At 41.2% G+C, this 17,196-nt stretch carries 18 protein-coding genes; 14 read left to right on the top strand and 4 right to left on the bottom strand.

The genetic code is table 11. The features are described from left to right. Nucleotides 1-3: 3 nt before the first annotated feature. On the bottom strand, nt 4-2,229 hold the full coding sequence (locus ACK1U5_RS15910) for a spore germination protein (RefSeq protein ID WP_242259180.1): 2,226 nt from the start codon (nt 2,227-2,229) through the stop codon (nt 4-6). A 152-nt stretch (nt 2,230-2,381) separates the two neighbouring features. On the opposite strand from ACK1U5_RS15910, the gene ACK1U5_RS15915 reads away from it, so the two are divergent. Continuing rightward, nucleotides 2,382-3,506, top strand: a complete 1,125-nt coding sequence (locus ACK1U5_RS15915; protein ID WP_048568011.1) for an alpha/beta fold hydrolase — start codon at nt 2,382-2,384, stop codon at nt 3,504-3,506. Between the two features lie 49 nt (nt 3,507-3,555). On the opposite strand, the gene ACK1U5_RS15920 is transcribed toward ACK1U5_RS15915, so the two are convergent. Next, nucleotides 3,556-3,738: a hypothetical protein gene (locus tag ACK1U5_RS15920; protein ID WP_000171888.1), complete on the bottom strand. Its 183-nt coding sequence runs from the start codon at nt 3,736-3,738 to the stop codon at nt 3,556-3,558. A 197-nt stretch (nt 3,739-3,935) separates the two neighbouring features. Here ACK1U5_RS15920 and ACK1U5_RS15925 point away from each other — a divergent pair, with 197 nt between their 5' ends. From ACK1U5_RS15925 to ACK1U5_RS15950, 6 genes are all read left to right on the top strand, one after another. Further along, entirely contained in the window at nt 3,936-4,241 is a 306-nt protein-coding gene (locus tag ACK1U5_RS15925) for a rhodanese-like domain-containing protein (protein ID WP_000141207.1), read from the top strand. Between the two features lie 78 nt (nt 4,242-4,319). Further along, nucleotides 4,320-4,544 carry a spore germination protein gene (locus ACK1U5_RS15930; protein WP_000512465.1) on the top strand — a complete coding sequence of 75 codons (225 nt, stop codon included), beginning with the start codon at nt 4,320-4,322 and terminating at the stop codon, nt 4,542-4,544. A 20-nt stretch (nt 4,545-4,564) separates the two neighbouring features. Next, nucleotides 4,565-4,888: a hypothetical protein gene (locus tag ACK1U5_RS15935; RefSeq protein WP_001110848.1), complete on the top strand. Its 324-nt coding sequence runs from the start codon at nt 4,565-4,567 to the stop codon at nt 4,886-4,888. A 116-nt stretch (nt 4,889-5,004) separates the two neighbouring features. Further along, nucleotides 5,005-9,006, top strand: a complete 4,002-nt coding sequence (locus ACK1U5_RS15940) for a BclA-related collagen-like exosporium protein (protein ID WP_252671763.1) — start codon at nt 5,005-5,007, stop codon at nt 9,004-9,006. 200 nt (nt 9,007-9,206) lie between these two features. Continuing rightward, entirely contained in the window at nt 9,207-10,220 is a 1,014-nt protein-coding gene (gene moaA / locus ACK1U5_RS15945) for a GTP 3',8-cyclase MoaA (RefSeq protein ID WP_001157117.1), read from the top strand. Between the two features lie 16 nt (nt 10,221-10,236). Further along, nucleotides 10,237-11,250 carry a molybdopterin-synthase adenylyltransferase MoeB gene (locus ACK1U5_RS15950; protein WP_001158106.1) on the top strand — a complete coding sequence of 338 codons (1,014 nt, stop codon included), beginning with the start codon at nt 10,237-10,239 and terminating at the stop codon, nt 11,248-11,250. A gap of 37 nt (nt 11,251-11,287) precedes the next feature. Here ACK1U5_RS15950 and moaC read toward each other — a convergent pair whose 3' ends face one another. Then, nucleotides 11,288-11,773 (bottom strand): cyclic pyranopterin monophosphate synthase MoaC, encoded by a 486-nt coding sequence (moaC, locus tag ACK1U5_RS15955; RefSeq protein ID WP_000094146.1) that lies wholly within the window; start codon nt 11,771-11,773, stop codon nt 11,288-11,290. Nucleotides 11,774-11,856: 83 nt separating this feature from the next. Between moaC and moeA the strand changes: the two genes are divergently transcribed. The 7 genes from moeA (at nt 11,857) to ACK1U5_RS15990 (ending at nt 16,534) form a co-directional block, all read left to right on the top strand. Beyond that, a complete protein-coding gene (moeA, locus tag ACK1U5_RS15960) occupies nt 11,857-13,146 on the top strand; it encodes a molybdopterin molybdotransferase MoeA (RefSeq protein ID WP_000229698.1) in 1,290 nt (429 codons plus the stop codon). Continuing rightward, nucleotides 13,116-13,631 (top strand): molybdopterin-guanine dinucleotide biosynthesis protein B, encoded by a 516-nt coding sequence (mobB, locus tag ACK1U5_RS15965; RefSeq protein WP_000513645.1) that lies wholly within the window; start codon nt 13,116-13,118, stop codon nt 13,629-13,631. The genes moeA and mobB overlap by 31 nt, the downstream gene beginning before the upstream one ends. Further along, on the top strand, nt 13,628-14,092 hold the full coding sequence (gene moaE, locus ACK1U5_RS15970) for a molybdopterin synthase catalytic subunit MoaE (protein ID WP_000611226.1): 465 nt from the start codon (nt 13,628-13,630) through the stop codon (nt 14,090-14,092). Before mobB ends, moaE begins: the two co-directional genes overlap by 4 nt. Before the next feature lie 2 nt (nt 14,093-14,094). Next, the gene (gene moaD / locus ACK1U5_RS15975) at nt 14,095-14,328 is read left to right on the top strand and encodes a molybdopterin converting factor subunit 1 (protein ID WP_000621778.1); all 234 of its coding nucleotides are present in this window, start codon (nt 14,095-14,097) and stop codon (nt 14,326-14,328) included. Between the two features lie 93 nt (nt 14,329-14,421). Next, nucleotides 14,422-14,841, top strand: coding sequence for a DUF3888 domain-containing protein (locus ACK1U5_RS15980; RefSeq protein WP_053514556.1), 420 nt, complete (start codon nt 14,422-14,424; stop codon nt 14,839-14,841). A gap of 36 nt (nt 14,842-14,877) precedes the next feature. Continuing rightward, the gene (gene glcU / locus ACK1U5_RS15985; RefSeq protein ID WP_000350861.1) at nt 14,878-15,735 is read left to right on the top strand and encodes a glucose uptake protein GlcU; all 858 of its coding nucleotides are present in this window, start codon (nt 14,878-14,880) and stop codon (nt 15,733-15,735) included. Between the two features lie 13 nt (nt 15,736-15,748). Then, nucleotides 15,749-16,534: a glucose 1-dehydrogenase gene (locus ACK1U5_RS15990; protein ID WP_000286676.1), complete on the top strand. Its 786-nt coding sequence runs from the start codon at nt 15,749-15,751 to the stop codon at nt 16,532-16,534. Between the two features lie 71 nt (nt 16,535-16,605). On the opposite strand, the gene ACK1U5_RS15995 is transcribed toward ACK1U5_RS15990, so the two are convergent. Further along, complete coding sequence (locus tag ACK1U5_RS15995; protein ID WP_000451446.1) at nt 16,606-17,100, bottom strand: CarD family transcriptional regulator; 495 nt, start codon at nt 17,098-17,100, stop codon at nt 16,606-16,608. Between the last annotated feature and the right edge of the window lie 96 nt (nt 17,101-17,196).

Below are 17,196 nucleotides of genomic sequence, written 5' to 3' on the forward strand. Positions count from 1 at the left end.
TTCTTAATCATCAAAGTCTGATCTATGCTTTGTTGAAATTCCTTTCGCTGCTTTTTTTACATGTTGTGGCCTTGCTTGTACATCTCTTGTATCAATCATTGTTAAAGGAAAACGAATCCAAGAATCTTTAACAGATTGTTGTCTTGTTGGATAAAATAAAGCGTACGGCTTGCGTAAAGAAGTGAGTCTAAATAGATGGGTAAATAAAAAGATAAATCCAAGTGAAATCCCGAAAAGTCCTCCTATTTCTGCAAATATGAGAAACGGGAAACGTAGTAATCGAACCGCATTACCCATTTTATAAATAGGTGTAATAAAGGAAGCGAGTGCTGATAGTGCAACGATAATTAATAAAATGTTACTCGTTAAACCTGCTTGTACAGATGCTTGTCCGATTACGATACCCCCTACGATACCGAGCGTTTGACCAACTTTCATCGGTAACCTCGCGCCAGCTTCTCTCAGTAAGTCGATCGCAAGTTCTAAAAAGAGTGCTTCAATTAAAGGTGGGAATGGTACTTGTGCTCTTGATAAAATTAAGGTTTCAAGTAAATCACTTGGAATAAGTTCATAATGATAATTTAAAACTGCAACGTATAACGGTGTAGCGCAAATTGAAAATAGAACGGCAATTAATCTTAAAATCCTTGAAAATGTAGCGTACATCCAGGAGACGTTATAGTCTTCTGGTGAAATGAAAAAATCAAAATAGGATACGGGTGTTAGTAAAACACTTGGAGAACCATCAACAAAAATAGCGATTTTTCCATCAATTAGTGCTTTTGTAACTCTATCAGTACGTTCTGTATTGATATAGAGAGGGAAAATCGATTTTTCACCCATTAATTCTTGTAAATAAGCACTATCATTAATTTGATCATATTCAAGAGCGCGTAATGACTCTTCTAGAAAATCTACATTATCTTTTTCAGCAAGGTTGTCTAAATACATCATGACAACTTTTGTTTTGGAAAACTCGCCGATAATCATTTCTTTTGTTTGTAAATCTAAAACAGGAAGACGTTTTCGAACTAAATTAATGTTTGTATCAATATCCTCTACGAAACCTTCTTGCGGACCAATAACAGTTGATTCGTTTAAAGGAGGGGTTGGTGCACGATAATTATCAATTGCAATGTTTGCAAGCATACATTTTTGATCTTGCTGATTCAATTGAATAATCGCATGCCCCTTTAAAACCATATCCTCAATTTTTTGTAAGTCGTTCGTAATTGTAATGCCGCTCATCGGGATATGTTCCTTCAGCTCTTCTAGTGATGCGTTAGGTCGTTCTAAAAGAGTGGGCATTAAATACTTTTGTAATTTTTCTCCATCAAGTGAAGGGCGATAGTAAGAAATCCAATAAGGCATCGTTTCATCGTCGGATGTATGATAATTTACAAAATCACTAGACTTTTTCAGCTTCTCTATTAAATTTTGTAAAGAATGAATACGATCTTTTTCTGGTTTTGTAAAGTCATAAATACTATTACCTCCAGAGCTTTGTTGCTTACTTTGAGGAGGTTCATCTTGCTTAGCGTTTTGCTGTTTATCTTGAAACGAATCACCTTGTTTAGCACTTTGTTGTTTATCTTGAGAGGAATCATCCTGTTTAGCGCTTTGTTGCTTATCCTGAAACGAATCACCTTGTTTAGCACTTTGTTGCCTATCTTGAGAGGAATCATCCTGTTTAGCGCTTTGTTGCTTATCCTGAAACGAATCACCTTGTTTAGCACTTTGCTGCTTATCTTGAGAGGAATCATCCTGTTTAGCGTTTTGTTGCTTATCCTGAAACGAATCACCTTGTTTAGCACTTTGCTGCTTATCTTGAGAGGAATCATCCTGTTTAGCGTTTTGTTGCTTATCCTGAGAAGGGTCATCTTGTTTAGCACTTTGCTGCTTATCCTGAGAGGAATCCTCTTGTTTAGCGTTTTGTTGCTTATCCTGAGACGAATCACCTTGTTTAGCGTTTTGTTGCTTATCCTGAGACGAATCACCTTGTTTAGCGTTTTGTTGCTTATCCTGAGAGGAATCCTCTTGTTTAGCACTTTGTTGCTTATTCTGAGAAGAATCTTTTTGCTCGTTATTTTTACCTTTATTATGTTTCATATTTCTAGTCTGTTCTTTGTTATCATCCTCTTGATTGTTAGAATGCTGCTCCTGATTATCTGTTTCGTTTGTTTCTGGTTTATTTGATTTTTTTTTCTTACGTAACCAATTCCAAATCATATGTACGCCCTCTTTAATCTTGTAATATAGTGCTATTTTGTGGCTATTTTTGTATATTATTCATTTATTTATGAAAAGAAGAAGGAGATTAGTTTGCATAGAAAAAAAACTTTAGTAAGCAGTTCATACTATAACGGGGAGAGGGAGAGTCTGTGCAAATTGTAAAAAAGGAGAAGTTTGTTTTAAAAGGGTTTACGTTTGAAAATGGCAGGGAAATTCCTGTTCAAATGGGATACGAGACATATGGCACTTTAAATAGAGAAAGGTCAAATGTGATTTTGGTTTGTCATTATTTTAGTGCAACAAGTCATGCGGCAGGAAAATATACAGTGCATGATGAGGAGTCTGGTTGGTGGGATGGGCTAATTGGACCTGGAAAAGCAATTGATACAAATAAGTATTTTGTTATATGTACGGATAATCTTTGTAATGTGCAGGCGAGGAATCCATATGTGATTACAACAGGACCGAAATCGATTAATCCAGAAACTGGAGAAGAATATGCTATGGAGTTTCCGGTTTTTACATTTCTTGATGTAGCTCGTATGCAATATGAGTTAATAAAAGGTATGGGAATTTCAAGGTTACACGCTGTAATTGGACCGTCGGCGGGGGGAATGATTGCACAACAATGGGCGGTTCACTATCCACATATGGTAGAGCGGATGATTGGTGTTATTACGAACCCACAAAATCCAATTATTACGTCAGTAAACGTAGCACAAAATGCGATTGAAGCAATTCAACTGGATCCAAGTTGGAAAGATGGAAAATATGGAGAACAGCAGCCGATAAAAGGGCTTCATTTAGCAAATAGAATGATGTTTATGAACGCGTTTGATGAGCATTTTTATGAAATGGCATTTCCTCGTAATAGTATAGAGGTAGAACCTTATGAAAAGTTTTCTACACTAACATCATTTGAAAAAGAGATAAATAAAGCGACATATACAAGTATAGAGTTAGTAGATGCAAATTCATGGATGTATACTGCGAAGGCAGTTTTATTGCATGATATTGCACATGGGTTTTCTTCACTAGAAGAATCTCTTTCTAACATAGAAGCGAATGTACTTATGATTCCGTGTAAACAAGATCTGCTTCAGCCGTCTCGTTATAATTATAAAATGGTAGATATTTTGCAAAAACAAGGGAAGTATGCGGAAGTGTATGAGATAGAAAGTATAAATGGGCATATGGCGGGAGCATTTGATATTCATTTATTTGAAAAGAAAGTTTATGAATTTTTAAATCGGAAAGTATCTAGTTTTGTTTAGAAGACAAATGATGGGGAAAAGGTGCGATGTTTGTAGTAGGCACCTTTTTTTACATGATTTGTAGACGGAAAATATATGTAGCTATTGCTATACCGAAAAACGCTATGCTAAGCAATAGAAATAAGAATGACATTTCTTGTGGGGATTTTATTTTTCTATTATTTTTCATACTAAGAGCAATAATTGCAGCGAGTAAGAACACAATCCCCATAATGAAAAGAAAAAGTGTCATTTTAATCGACTCCTTTCATAAAACAAGTATATTGAGGATACAATGTGCTAGTTATGTTTGTAAAGAATAAGTTTTACGAGAAAATTGAGAAATAGCTTTTCGATTCTTTGCGTTCTTTCTTTTGCATGCTAAAATTGGTAGAGAATGTTTGTGAAAAAGAAACTAAAGGTTTTATTGTATATAAGGAGGAACTACATATGACAGAAGTTAAAACAATCACTACAGAAGAGGTACAAGAGCGTTTAGAAAATGGAGAAACGTTATTTTTAGTAGATGTAAGAGAAGATGAAGAAGTAGCGGCAGGAAAGATTCCAGAAGCTGTACATATTAAAATGGGCGATATCCCACATAAAGTAGATTTCTTTAATAAAGAGAATGAATATATCTTTATTTGTCGTTCAGGAATGCGCAGTGAAAATGTATGTCATTATTTAAATGAACAAGGGTTTAAAACAGTGAACATGGTTGGCGGTATGCTTCAATATGAAGGTGAAACGAAATAGTTAATTGTAAAAAACTTGAAACGAGTCTGTTTCAAGTTTTTTTCTTTTGCATACAGTATAAAAAAGGAGGAGGGGTAAATGGGGATTAATTTGCGTAAAGTAAAAATTATTAATAATACAGGAGCTGTTAATGTCGGTGACTGTTATGATCTCTCACCTTTAGCTGTAGCAAAAGTATATGCAGGTGCTGGAGGATCGAGTGCGGCTATTTTTTTAAATGGAAAAAGGCAGCCAGAAGCGGTCATTAGAACATCAGTATTTCTTCCGCCTTTGGCAACGAGTACACGTACGTTAGGTTCATAGAGGAAAGGTAGAGTGTAATTATGCCTGCTCATATAAAAGAGTTTGTTATTGTGAATAACACTGGAAATATATTTACCGGTGATAATTTGAGCGACACTTCATTTACTGCTTCGAAATCATATAGTGGTTCAATGGGGTGTACTTGGATTGATGTTGTTACAGTAATAGGGACGGAGACGAAGCTTTGTTTACAGCCGGGAGATTCGGTGACGACGACGTATACAAGGGGCACTCCTGCTGGTACTGTAACAGGAGCAAATATGGGGCAAAATGTAAATACATCGAGTATAGCGCAAGCTGTCCCTAATACAGATAATATGGATTCAATTGCAGGACTCCCTTAAGAAATTAAGGGAGTTTTTATTATTTAAAATAAAAATAGTCTTGGAAATTATTTTTGTAAATAGATTAAGAAGAGGCTTATTTATTATGAAAAAGACGGTTTGTAGGCGGTGAAAGTGTGAAGAATCGTGACAATAATCGGAAGCAAAATTCGTTAAGCTCTAATTTTAGAATTCCACCCGAACTTATTGGGCCTACTTTCCCCCCTGTTCCAACTGGGTTTACAGGTATAGGGATTACTGGTCCAACCGGTCCACAAGGCCCAACAGGACCTCAAGGACCAAGAGGATTACAAGGTCCGATGGGGGAGATGGGCCCGACAGGACCTCAAGGTGTGCAAGGGATACAAGGATCAGTTGGGCCAATAGGTGCAACTGGACCAGAAGGACAGCAGGGCCCACAAGGATTGAGAGGACCACAAGGAGAAACTGGAGCGACAGGACCTCAAGGGGTGCAAGGGTTACAAGGTCCGATTGGTCCAACGGGAGCGACTGGGGCACAAGGTATACAAGGGATACAGGGATTACAGGGGCCAATTGGAGCGACGGGACCTGAGGGACCTCAAGGAATTCAAGGCGTCCAAGGGTTACCGGGTGTAACTGGTCCACAAGGAATACAAGGAGCACAAGGGATACAAGGAACACAAGGACCGAGTGGAAATACAGGTGCAACCGGAGCAACTGGTCAGGGGATAACAGGCCCGACTGGAATAACAGGTCCAACTGGGATAACTGGACCATCTGGAGGACCTCCTGGTCCGACGGGGCCGACTGGTGCAACAGGTCCGGGCGGTGGACCGAGTGGAAGTACAGGTGCGACTGGAGCAACTGGGAATACTGGAGCTACAGGAAGTACAGGGATAACAGGAGCAACGGGAAGTACAGGTCCGACTGGAAGCACGGGAGCACAGGGCTTGCAAGGAATCCAAGGGATTCAAGGGCCAATTGGTCCAACAGGTCCAGAAGGTCCGCAGGGTATTCAAGGTATTCCTGGTCCGACGGGAGTAACTGGTGAACAAGGAATACAAGGAGTTCAAGGTATTCAAGGGGCAACGGGAGCAACAGGGGATCAAGGTCCACAAGGTATACAGGGGGCTATAGGGCCTCAAGGGGCCACAGGAGCAACAGGAGATCAAGGTCCACAAGGAATACAAGGAGTACCAGGGCCATCAGGAGCAACAGGCCCACAGGGAGTTCAAGGGATACAAGGTCCGATGGGTGATATAGGACCAACAGGTCCAGAAGGCCCAGAGGGACTTCAGGGCCCGCAAGGAATACAAGGTGTGCCAGGGCCAGTGGGAGCAACGGGTCCAGAGGGTCCTCAGGGGATACAAGGTATTCAAGGATCGGTAGGAGCAACAGGCCCACAAGGTCCACAAGGAATTCAGGGAATACAAGGTGTGCAAGGGATAACGGGAGCAACTGGAGTACAAGGAGCAACTGGAATTCAAGGGATACAAGGGGAAATAGGAGCAACGGGTCCAGAGGGTCCCCAAGGAGTGCAAGGTGCTCAAGGGGAGATTGGTCCAACAGGTCCGATGGGTCCCCAAGGTGTGCAAGGAGTACAAGGAATTCAAGGAGCGACGGGCGCACAAGGAGTGCAAGGTCCACAGGGAATTCAAGGAATCCAAGGTCCGACGGGGGCAACAGGAGATACGGGAGCAACTGGGGCGACAGGGGAAGGCACTACAGGTCCAACAGGAGTAACCGGTCCAACAGGGGTAACAGGCCCATCTGGAGGACCAGCAGGACCGACCGGCCCAACGGGGCCATCAGGTCCGGCGGGAGTAACAGGTCCATCAGGTGGACCACCTGGCCCGACAGGAGCAACCGGGGCGACAGGAGTAACAGGAGATACTGGGGCGACAGGCTCAACTGGAGTGACAGGAGCGACAGGAGAAACGGGAGCAACCGGAGTGACGGGTTTGCAAGGTCCGCAAGGAATCCAAGGTGTGCAGGGAGAGATAGGTCCGACCGGTCCCCAAGGTGTTCAAGGTCCCCAAGGAATTCAAGGAGTAACGGGGGCTACTGGAGATCAAGGTCCGCAAGGGATTCAAGGCCCACAAGGCGACATAGGTCCAACCGGCCCACAAGGAATTCAAGGCCCACAAGGTTCTCAAGGAATCCAAGGAGCGACAGGGGGAACAGGAGCACAAGGTCCACAGGGAATCCAAGGTCCGCAAGGTGACATAGGTCCGACTGGGCCACAAGGTCCAACTGGAATCCAAGGGATACAAGGAGAGATAGGTCCAACAGGTCCAGAAGGCCCAGAGGGACTTCAGGGCCCGCAAGGAATACAAGGTGTTCAAGGGCCAGTTGGAGCAACGGGTCCAGAGGGTCCTCAGGGGATACAAGGCATTCAAGGACCGGTAGGAGCAACAGGCCCACAAGGTCCACAAGGAATACAGGGAATACAAGGTGTGCAAGGGATAACGGGAGCAACTGGAGCACAAGGAGCAACTGGAATTCAAGGGATACAAGGGGAAATAGGAGCAACGGGTCCAGAGGGCCCCCAAGGAGTGCAAGGTATACAAGGGGCGATTGGTCCAACCGGTCCGATGGGCGCACAAGGAGTGCAAGGAATACAAGGGATTCAAGGAGCAACAGGTGCACAAGGAGTGCAAGGCCCACAAGGGATTCAAGGGATACAAGGTCCGACGGGAGCAACAGGAGATACGGGGGCAACCGGAGCGACGGGAGAAGGAACTACTGGTCCAACAGGAGTAACCGGTCCAACAGGGGTGACTGGCCCGTCAGGAGGACCAGCAGGACCGACCGGCCCAACGGGGCCATCAGGTCCGGCAGGAGTGACAGGTCCATCAGGTGGACCACCTGGCCCGACAGGAGCAACAGGTGCGACAGGAGTAACAGGAGATACCGGGGCGACAGGCTCAACTGGAGTGACAGGAGCGACAGGAGCAACGGGAGCAACCGGAGTGACGGGTTTACAGGGCCCGCAAGGAATCCAAGGTGTTCAAGGAGAGATAGGTCCAACCGGTCCACAGGGTATTCAAGGTCCACAAGGAATCCAAGGAGTAACGGGGGCAACCGGAGCACAAGGTCCCCAAGGAATTCAAGGCCCACAAGGCGACATAGGTCCAACCGGCCCCCAAGGAATTCAAGGTCCACAAGGTCCTCAAGGAATCCAAGGAGCGACAGGGGCAACCGGGGCACAAGGCCCACAGGGAATCCAAGGTCCGCAAGGTGATATAGGCCCGACCGGCCCACAAGGCCCGCAAGGAATTCAAGGCCCGCAAGGAATTCAAGGTCCAACGGGAGCTACAGGAGCAACCGGAGCGACAGGTCTCCAAGGAATTCAAGGCCCACAAGGAATCCAAGGCCCGCAAGGAATTCAAGGTCCAACGGGAGCTACAGGAGCAACCGGAGCGACAGGTCCCCAAGGAATTCAAGGTCCCCAAGGAATCCAAGGCCCGCAAGGAATTCAAGGTCCAACGGGAGCTACAGGAGCAACCGGAGCGACAGGTCCCCAAGGAATTCAAGGTCCCCAAGGAATCCAAGGCCCGCAAGGAATTCAAGGTCCAACGGGAGCTACAGGAGCAACCGGAGCGACAGGGCCACAAGGAATTCAAGGCCCGCAAGGAATCCAAGGTCCAACGGGGGCTACAGGAGCAACCGGTTCACAAGGTCCAACTGGAGATACAGGTCCAACTGGAGCTGGAGCCACTGGAGCGACCGGGGCGACTGGAGTTAGTATAACTGCAACGTATGCATTTGCGAATAATACATCAGGAACCGCTATTTCCGTTTTATTAGGTGGTACGAATGTACCATTACCGAACAATCAAAATATTGGTCCAGGAATAACCGTTAGTGGTGGAAATACTGTATTTACAGTTGCGAATGCAGGAAATTATTATATAGCTTATACAATTAATTTAACGGCAGGATTAGTTGTAAGTTCTCGTATAACTGTAAATGGCAGTCCGCTTGCGGGAACGATAAATGCTCCGACAGTTGCTACTGGTTCATTTAGTGCAACAATAATTGCTAACTTGCCTGCTGGAGCTGCTGTTAGCTTACAGTTATTTGGAGTAGTTGCAATAGCTACATTATCTACAGCAACGCCAGGGGCTACCCTGACTATTATTAGATTAAGTTAATAAGCAGAGAACCTTGAAGCTTTTATGTTTCAAGGTTTTTTTATCTTTGTATTTGTAAGTAAACCTCGTTAACCAGGGGGAGTGAATCCCCTCTAATTATTTAAAGTTTCACTTTATTCACTTGAGCAAAAACATCGCAGTTCGAAAATATATTATAATAGAATGAAAAGAAAGAAATTTGGCAGAAAGGGAGGGTGGCGATGCAGGAGATGGTTAAAGATTTTTTTGGACGCCCACTTCAAGATTTACGTATATCTGTCATTGATCGTTGCAATTTTAGATGTACATATTGTATGCCAGCGGAAATATTTGGGCCAGAATATGCTTTTTTGAAAGACGAGTTTTTACTAACTTTTGATGAAATTGAGCGTTTGGCAAAATTATTTGTTAGCATCGGTGTACGGAAAATTAGACTTACTGGCGGTGAGCCACTGCTTCGTAAAGATTTAACAAAACTTATTGCACGTCTTGTGAAAATTGATGGGCTAATAGATATAGGGTTAACGACAAATGCTATTCATTTAACGAAACAAGCGAAGGCATTAAAAGAAGCTGGATTACATAGAGTGAATGTTAGTTTAGATGCGATAGATGATGACATATTTAAGAATATTAATGGTCGAAATATTAATACGAAACCGGTAATTAAGGGAATTATAGCAGCTAAAGAGGCGGGCTTGGAAGTAAAGGTAAATATGGTTGTGAAAAAAGGGATGAACGATCATCAAGTACTACCGATGGCTGCGTATTTTAAAGAGCAAGGAATCACGCTTCGGTTTATTGAGTTTATGGATGTTGGTAGTACAAATGGGTGGAATTTTGATCAAGTCGTTACAAAACGAGAATTGATTGAGATGATTCATAAGGTGTATCCGCTTGAGCCAGCTGAAGCGCATTACTTTGGTGAAGTTGCGAAGCGATATCGGTACGTTGGAACAAATGTTGAAGTTGGTTTTATTACATCTGTTTCTGAGTCATTTTGTGTCTCTTGTACGAGGGCGAGAATTTCGGCAGATGGAAAGTTTTATACGTGCTTATTTGCGACAGAGGGTTTGGATGTAAGAGAACTTCTTAGAGGAAATCTTTCGGATGAGGAGTTATTAAGTGTTATACAAGATGTATGGATGAATAGAAAAGATAGGTATTCGGATGAACGAACAGAAGAAAGTGCAAAAAATCGTCCGAAAATCGAAATGTCTTATATAGGAGGATAAGAAAGGGGGCTATCGCATGCAGGAGCGATATTCAAGACAAATATTATTTTCTGGTGTTGGAGAAGAAGGGCAGAGAAAAATAAGAGAGAAGCATGTGCTTATTATTGGTGCTGGTGCTCTCGGTGCGGCAAATGCAGAAGCGATTGTTAGAGCGGGTGTTGGAAAAGTAACGATTGCTGATCGTGATTATGTAGAATGGAGTAATTTACAAAGACAACAACTATATACAGAAGAAGATGCAAAGCAGTATAAACCGAAGGCGGTAGCGGCAGCAGAGCATTTAAGAGCGATTAATTCTGAGGTGGAAATAACTCCGGTTGTGACAGATGTAACGGTGCAAGAAATGGAAGAATTAGTGAATGATGTAGATTTAATATTAGATGCGACAGATAATTTTGAAACGCGTCTTCTCATTAATGATATTTCACAAAAGTATAATATTCCGTGGATATATGGTGGGTGCGTTGGAAGCTACGGAGTAACGTATACAATTTTACCAGGGAAAACACCGTGTTTTCGCTGTTTAATGGAGCATCCGGCGAGCGGAGCAACATGTGACACAGCTGGTATTATACAACCGGCAGTACAATTAGTAGTTGCGCATCAAACTACGGAAGCGCTGAAAATATTAGTAGAAGACTACGGAGCGCTTCGTGAAACGATGTTATCATTTGATCTTTGGAATAATCAACAGATGGCATTTAAAGTGAATAGGCAGAAAAAAGATACTTGTTTATCTTGCGGAAGGTTACGTACATATCCGAGTTTAACATTTGAAGCACAAACGAAAACAGAAGTGTTATGTGGGCGAAATACAGTGCAAATTCGTCCAGGTGTGCGGAAGAATTTTAATTTGGAAGAAATTAAAAAGCGCTTACAAAGAAGCGTAGAGATAAAGGCGACACCTTATTTATTGTCGTTTCCGGTAGAAGAATATCGTTTTGTTTTATTTACAGATGGCAGAGCTTTCATTCATGGGACGAATGATATAAATGTAGCGAAAAGTTTATATGCAAGATATATAGGTTGAACCTAAAGGGAATCCTTTAGGTTCAACGGAGAAAGGATTATGAATTTCTCGTATAATCTCCACTTTTTCCGCCTGTTTTTTCAAGTAAGTACGTTTCGCCGATAATCATACCTTTATCGACAGCTTTACACATATCATACACAGTAAGAGCGGTAGCCGAAGCAGCTGTTAAAGCTTCCATTTCAACACCGGTGCTACCTTCTGTTTTAACTTTTACTTCAATGAGTAAACGATATTGTTCTTCTGATTGTTTCCAATCGAAAGAAACGTCAACACCTTTTAATAGTAAAGGATGGCACATTGGGATAATATCAGAAGTTCGTTTCGCAGCCATAATGCCTGCGATTTGCGCAACTGCTAATACGTCACCTTTCCCAATTTCATTGTGAGAGATTTTATCGTAAATTTCTTTCGTAACGACAATGCTAGAGCACGCAATTGCTGTTCGAACGGTTGCTTTTTTGTCACTTATATCAACCATCTTCGCGCGTCCTTGGTCATTAAAGTGTGTAAATGAAGACATGGAATTCCTCCTTGAAGTAATTTCTATTGAATATATAAAGTTTAATCGAGATAAAAAAAATTGCAAATATGAGGTGAGAAACGATGGTAGAAAAAAGAATTCCAATTCAAGTTGCTGAGGCAGTAGAACGGGTAATGAAATATGCAAAGCATGGTGAAGTAGAAGAAATTTCTATTACGGAAAGTTACGGGAGAATTCTCGGGGAAGATGTTGTCTCAGATCATGACGTTCCTCATTTTGATCGTTCCCCTTACGATGGTTTCGCCATTCGAGCAGAAGATACGAAAGAAGCAACTCAAGAGAATCCAGTTGAATTTGAAGTAATAGGAGAAATCGGGGCAGGTTCTGTTTTTACAGAAGAAGTAGGATCTTTTCAGGTGGTTCGTATTATGACAGGAGCAGCTATTCCACAAGATTGCAATGCAGTTGTAATGCTAGAGCTGACAGAAGGGTTTGAGAAGAATGGGAAAACATATATGAAGTTAAAACGCCCTTTTAATAACGGTGACAATGTGTCGTTTAAAGGAGAAGATATAAAACAAAATCAAGTTCTCGTTCAGAAAGGCGTTGCAATTAATCCAGGTGTTGCCGCCTTATTAGCAACGTTTGGATATAGCACTGTGAAAGTTGTAAAACAGCCTGTTGTCGGTATTGTAACGACAGGAAGTGAATTATTAGAAGTACATGAGCCGTTAGAACCGGGGAAAATTAGAAATAGTAACTCGTATATGATCGCAGCTCAAATTATGAAAGCTGGCGGGAAAGTTCGTTATTATGGTCAACTCGCGGATGAGTTAGATGCATGTTTTACAGCTGTTCAATCAGCGGTGGATGAGGTCGACATTTTAATTACAACAGGCGGTGTATCAGTAGGAGATTATGACTACTTACCAGCTATTTATGAAAGGTTACAGGCAAATGTACTCTTTAATAAGATAGCCATGAGGCCCGGAAGTGTAACGACAGTAGCTGAAGTTGATGGAAAGTTACTCTTTGGTTTATCAGGAAATCCGTCTGCTTGTTATGTAGGCTTTGAATTATTTGTGCATCCAATTATAAAAACGTATTTGTATGCGAAGGAACCTCACGTATATAGAGCGGATGCTATTTTACAAAAAGATTTTCCAAAGCCAAATCCATTTACTCGTTTCGTAAGAGCGAACGTAACAATTGTGGACGGGGCGTTACAAGCGATGCCAGTTGGTTTAGATAAATCGAGTGCGGTATCTTCACTTGCAGATGCGAATGCTTTTATCGTGTTACCTGGAGGAACGAGAGGATTTGAGACCGGAATGAAAGTATCCGTATTATTGTTAGAGCACTCTGAGGGATGTGATTGGCCATGGGCAAAGCCCCTTCAATCTTACAAATAGTAGGATATCAAAATAGCGGGAAAACAACACTTGTTGAGAAAGTGGTGCATGCATTAGCTGAACGAAAAATGAAAGTTGCTACAATTAAACATCACGGGCACGGAGGCTTTCCAGAAGTAGCGCAAAAAGATAGCGAAAGACACCGTAAAGCTGGTGCTGTCGTAAGTAGTGTAGAAGGTGCTGGATTGCTTTCACTTTCTTCACTAAGAAAGAAATGGTCCTTGCAAGAAATTATTCGCTTATATGAGTTTTTTGAAGTGGATACAATTTTAATAGAAGGCTATAAAAAAGAGAATTACTCGAAAGTAGTGTTACTTCGTTCTGCGGAAGACATTGAGCTTTTACATAAAGTAGAAAATATAGTGGCGGTTATTACGTGGTATGATGTTCCGGCAAATATACGAGAAGAATATAAAGTATTTCATATAACAGAAGAAGAGTTGTACATAGACTGGTTTTTACAAACGGTTAGGAGTGCGAAATGATAAATACATATTATGAAGTAATTGATACAGAAATCTCAATTGAAGAAGTAACGAAGAAAGTAATTCGACGTGAATGCGGTGCTGTTACAACATTTATTGGAACGGTTAGAGAGTTTACGAAAGGGCGTCGTACATTATACTTAGAGTATGTTGCTTATAAGACGATGGCAGAAAAGATGCTAGAGAAAATTGGCTTGGAAGTGAAAGAGAAATGGCCAGGTACATATGTTGCGATTACACATCGCATCGGTACGTTGCAAATTTCTGATATAGCGGTTGTTGTTGCTGTTTCAACACCACACCGTAAAGCGGCTTATGAAGCGAACGAATATATTATGGAACGCATAAAACAAATTGTTCCGATTTGGAAAAAGGAGTTTTGGGAAGATGGTGACTCATGGATTGGTGATCAATTAGAAAAAACACCATATCCGGCGGGAGAGCCTGGGAAGGAGCTATAAGTATGATTAGAGTATTGTTATTTGCCCACTTGCAAGAAGAAGCAGGGACAAGTGAATTACAAATAGAGAAAGAAAATATTACGGTTGCACAGTTAAAAGATGTTGTTGCGAACGAATATAATGTACCAGTTTCAGAGCCAATTATGGTTGCGATTAATGAAGAATACGCAAATGAAGATGACAGGGTCCAATCTGGTGATGTTGTTGCACTAATTCCACCAGTGAGCGGTGGTTAATATTGGATTCATTAAAACGACTTTCCTACATAGGGAAAGTCGTTTTTTTATGGCAGTTTTGAGAACACTAATCTATAGAACAAGGAGGGAACTATGAAAAAAATATGTGTAGTTATCACAATGCTATGTGTGGCCTTTTTCTCTTCTCCAAGCGATTCTTTCGCGAAAGAATCAAGAGAACAGCTTTTAGAGAGTGCATTATCAAATAGGTACTATTCAGTTATTAGACAAGTGACAGAAGATCAACATGAATGTGCTTCAGTTATAGATATAAAGCGTCTCGGCAAGAAAGATGAATTTGTTCCTAGATACGAAGTGAAGCTACAATTTCTTACATTTCAAGGAGCGCATAATCCGCCGAACGATAAAGTTACGCTTACTTTGGAAGACCATTTAGATCACGTAAAGATAAAGAAAGTGGAGCGAGAAAAGAATGTTTCTGACGTTATTGCAGAAAAAGTTTGTGAACGGGAAAAAGAAAAAATAAAAGCTCACTCTAACGACTTAGAGTGATAATCTATGGCATTTAGTAAAGAAAGGTAATGAGTGATGGATATATTTTTAGCGATTTTACCAGCTATATTTTGGGGAAGTATTGTGCTATTTAACGTAAAACTGGGCGGGGGCCCGTATAGTCAAACGCTCGGAACAACGTTTGGAGCACTTATTTTCTCAATTGTTGTTTATATTTTTATGAAGCCAGTATTAACACCTACCGTTATCGGAGTTGGAGTTGTGTCAGGTTTATTTTGGGCGCTTGGTCAGGCGAATCAATTGAAAAGTATTGATTTAATGGGTGTTTCGAGGACGATGCCAATTTCAACAGGACTTCAATTAGTCGCGACGACTTTATTTGGCGTTATCGTATTTCATGAATGGTCCACGACAATATCGGTCGTCCTTGGGATTTTAGCGCTCGTTTGTATTATTATCGGTGTTATTTTAACATCGCTTCAAAGTGAAGAAGAAAAGAATGCAGAGCAAGCAGCAAACTTTAAAAGAGGTATCGTAATTTTATTAATTTCAACAGTCGGTTATTTAGTTTACGTAGTAGTAATTAGGTTATTTAACGTAGATGGCTGGTCGGCTTTGTTGCCACAAGCAGTTGGTATGGTGTTAGGTGGGATTTTGCTTACCTTTAAACATCATCCATTTAATAAATATGCAATTCGCAATATTATTCCAGGATTAATTTGGGCAGCTGGAAATATGTTTTTATTCATTTCACAGCCGCGTGTTGGAGTCGCAACAAGTTTCTCGCTATCGCAAATGGGAATTATTATTTCCACGCTTGGTGGGATCCTTATATTAGGTGAAAAGAAAACGAAACGTCAATTAACGGGTATCGTTGTCGGTATCGTTTTTATTATCGCAGCCGGAATTATGTTAGGTATAGCCAAAAGTTAAAGGAGGTATGGAAATGTATAGTGATTTAGCAGGGAAAGTTGTCGTTATTACAGGATCAGCAACTGGTCTCGGAAGAGCGATGGGAGTGAGGTTTGCTAAGGAAAAAGCGAAAGTGGTTATTAATTATCGCTCACGAGAATCAGAAGCGAATGATGTGTTAGAAGAAATTAAAAAGGTAGGCGGCGAAGCGATTGCTGTAAAAGGTGATGTAACCGTCGAATCAGATGTTGTGAATCTCATTCAATCTGCTGTGAAAGAGTTTGGTACGCTTGACGTTATGATTAATAATGCAGGGATAGAAAACGCGGTACCGTCGCATGAAATGCCGCTTGAAGATTGGAATAGGGTAATTAATACAAATTTAACAGGTGCTTTTTTAGGAAGTCGTGAAGCGATTAAATATTTTGTAGAACATGATATTAAAGGGTCTGTCATTAATATGTCTAGTGTTCATGAGAAAATTCCGTGGCCACTATTTGTGCACTATGCAGCAAGTAAGGGTGGTATTAAACTGATGACAGAAACGTTAGCGCTAGAATATGCGCCAAAAGGTATTCGAGTAAATAATATTGGGCCAGGTGCAATTAATACGCCAATTAATGCAGAAAAGTTTGCTGATCCAAAACAGCGGGCTGACGTAGAAAGTATGATACCGATGGGCTACATTGGAAAACCTGAAGAAATCGCAGCAGTAGCAACTTGGCTTGCTTCATCAGAGGCGAGTTACGTAACTGGAATTACGTTATTTGCAGATGGTGGAATGACTTTATACCCATCGTTTCAAGCTGGGCGTGGGTAATATGAAAAGGACAAAGAGTTTTATCTCTTTGTCCTTTTTTACAAAAAAAATAGCGTTCGGCTATTTTAAAATTAATGATTAATTGTATCTTGAAGAAATTCTGTTGCTTGATGTTCAGTAACATTTTGTACGAGCGCGACTTCGCTGATCATCATTTTTCGTGCATTATCTAGCATTTGTTTTTCGCTCGCATTTAATGTTCTCTCTTTATTACGGCGAAGTAAATCCCGAACCACTTCTGCGCTATCTTGTAAATTGCCATTTTTCATTTTTTCCATATTCATTGTATATCTTTGTTTCCATGAGAGTGATGGGTCTGACTCCCCGTTTTGAAATTCAAGAAGTATATCATCTAACGTACCTCGATCAACGATATAACGAATACCTGATTTTTTTAATTGTTCCATCGGAAGCATTACTTGCATATCTTTACTAATGATGCGTATCACACAATATTGACGTGAAGTACCTAATATTTCTTTCTCTTCAATTGCTTCGATAATTCCTGCACCGTGCATTGGATAAACGATTTTATCACCAATTTGAAACAAATCATCCACCTCCATATGTGGTAACCACTTTTAATGATAGCATACGCATGTAAAAATGTCAAATTTTATATAATAACATAACATTTATATTAGAGTCAATAATATGGAGTG

The sequence above is a fragment of the Bacillus sp. XB1 genome (genome assembly GCF_053557995.1).

Bases quoted from the DNA above. Each gene is read 5' to 3' on its own strand.
- ACK1U5_RS15910 (WP_242259180.1), bottom strand. From the start codon at position 2,229: ATGATTTGGAATTGGTTACGTAAGAAAAAAAAATCAAATAAACCAGAA.
- ACK1U5_RS15920 (WP_000171888.1), bottom strand. From the start codon at position 3,738: ATGACACTTTTTCTTTTCATTATGGGGATTGTGTTCTTACTCGCTGCA.
- ACK1U5_RS15925 (WP_000141207.1), top strand. From the start codon at position 3,936: ATGACAGAAGTTAAAACAATCACTACAGAAGAGGTACAAGAGCGTTTA.
- ACK1U5_RS15930 (WP_000512465.1), top strand. From the start codon at position 4,320: ATGGGGATTAATTTGCGTAAAGTAAAAATTATTAATAATACAGGAGCT.
- ACK1U5_RS15935 (WP_001110848.1), top strand. From the start codon at position 4,565: ATGCCTGCTCATATAAAAGAGTTTGTTATTGTGAATAACACTGGAAAT.
- moaA (WP_001157117.1), top strand. From the start codon at position 9,207: ATGCAGGAGATGGTTAAAGATTTTTTTGGACGCCCACTTCAAGATTTA.
- ACK1U5_RS15950 (WP_001158106.1), top strand. From the start codon at position 10,237: ATGCAGGAGCGATATTCAAGACAAATATTATTTTCTGGTGTTGGAGAA.
- moaC (WP_000094146.1), bottom strand. From the start codon at position 11,773: ATGTCTTCATTTACACACTTTAATGACCAAGGACGCGCGAAGATGGTT.
- moeA (WP_000229698.1), top strand. From the start codon at position 11,857: ATGGTAGAAAAAAGAATTCCAATTCAAGTTGCTGAGGCAGTAGAACGG.
- mobB (WP_000513645.1), top strand. From the start codon at position 13,116: ATGGGCAAAGCCCCTTCAATCTTACAAATAGTAGGATATCAAAATAGC.
- moaE (WP_000611226.1), top strand. From the start codon at position 13,628: ATGATAAATACATATTATGAAGTAATTGATACAGAAATCTCAATTGAA.
- moaD (WP_000621778.1), top strand. From the start codon at position 14,095: ATGATTAGAGTATTGTTATTTGCCCACTTGCAAGAAGAAGCAGGGACA.
- ACK1U5_RS15980 (WP_053514556.1), top strand. From the start codon at position 14,422: ATGAAAAAAATATGTGTAGTTATCACAATGCTATGTGTGGCCTTTTTC.
- glcU (WP_000350861.1), top strand. From the start codon at position 14,878: ATGGATATATTTTTAGCGATTTTACCAGCTATATTTTGGGGAAGTATT.
- ACK1U5_RS15990 (WP_000286676.1), top strand. From the start codon at position 15,749: ATGTATAGTGATTTAGCAGGGAAAGTTGTCGTTATTACAGGATCAGCA.
- ACK1U5_RS15995 (WP_000451446.1), bottom strand. From the start codon at position 17,100: ATGGAGGTGGATGATTTGTTTCAAATTGGTGATAAAATCGTTTATCCA.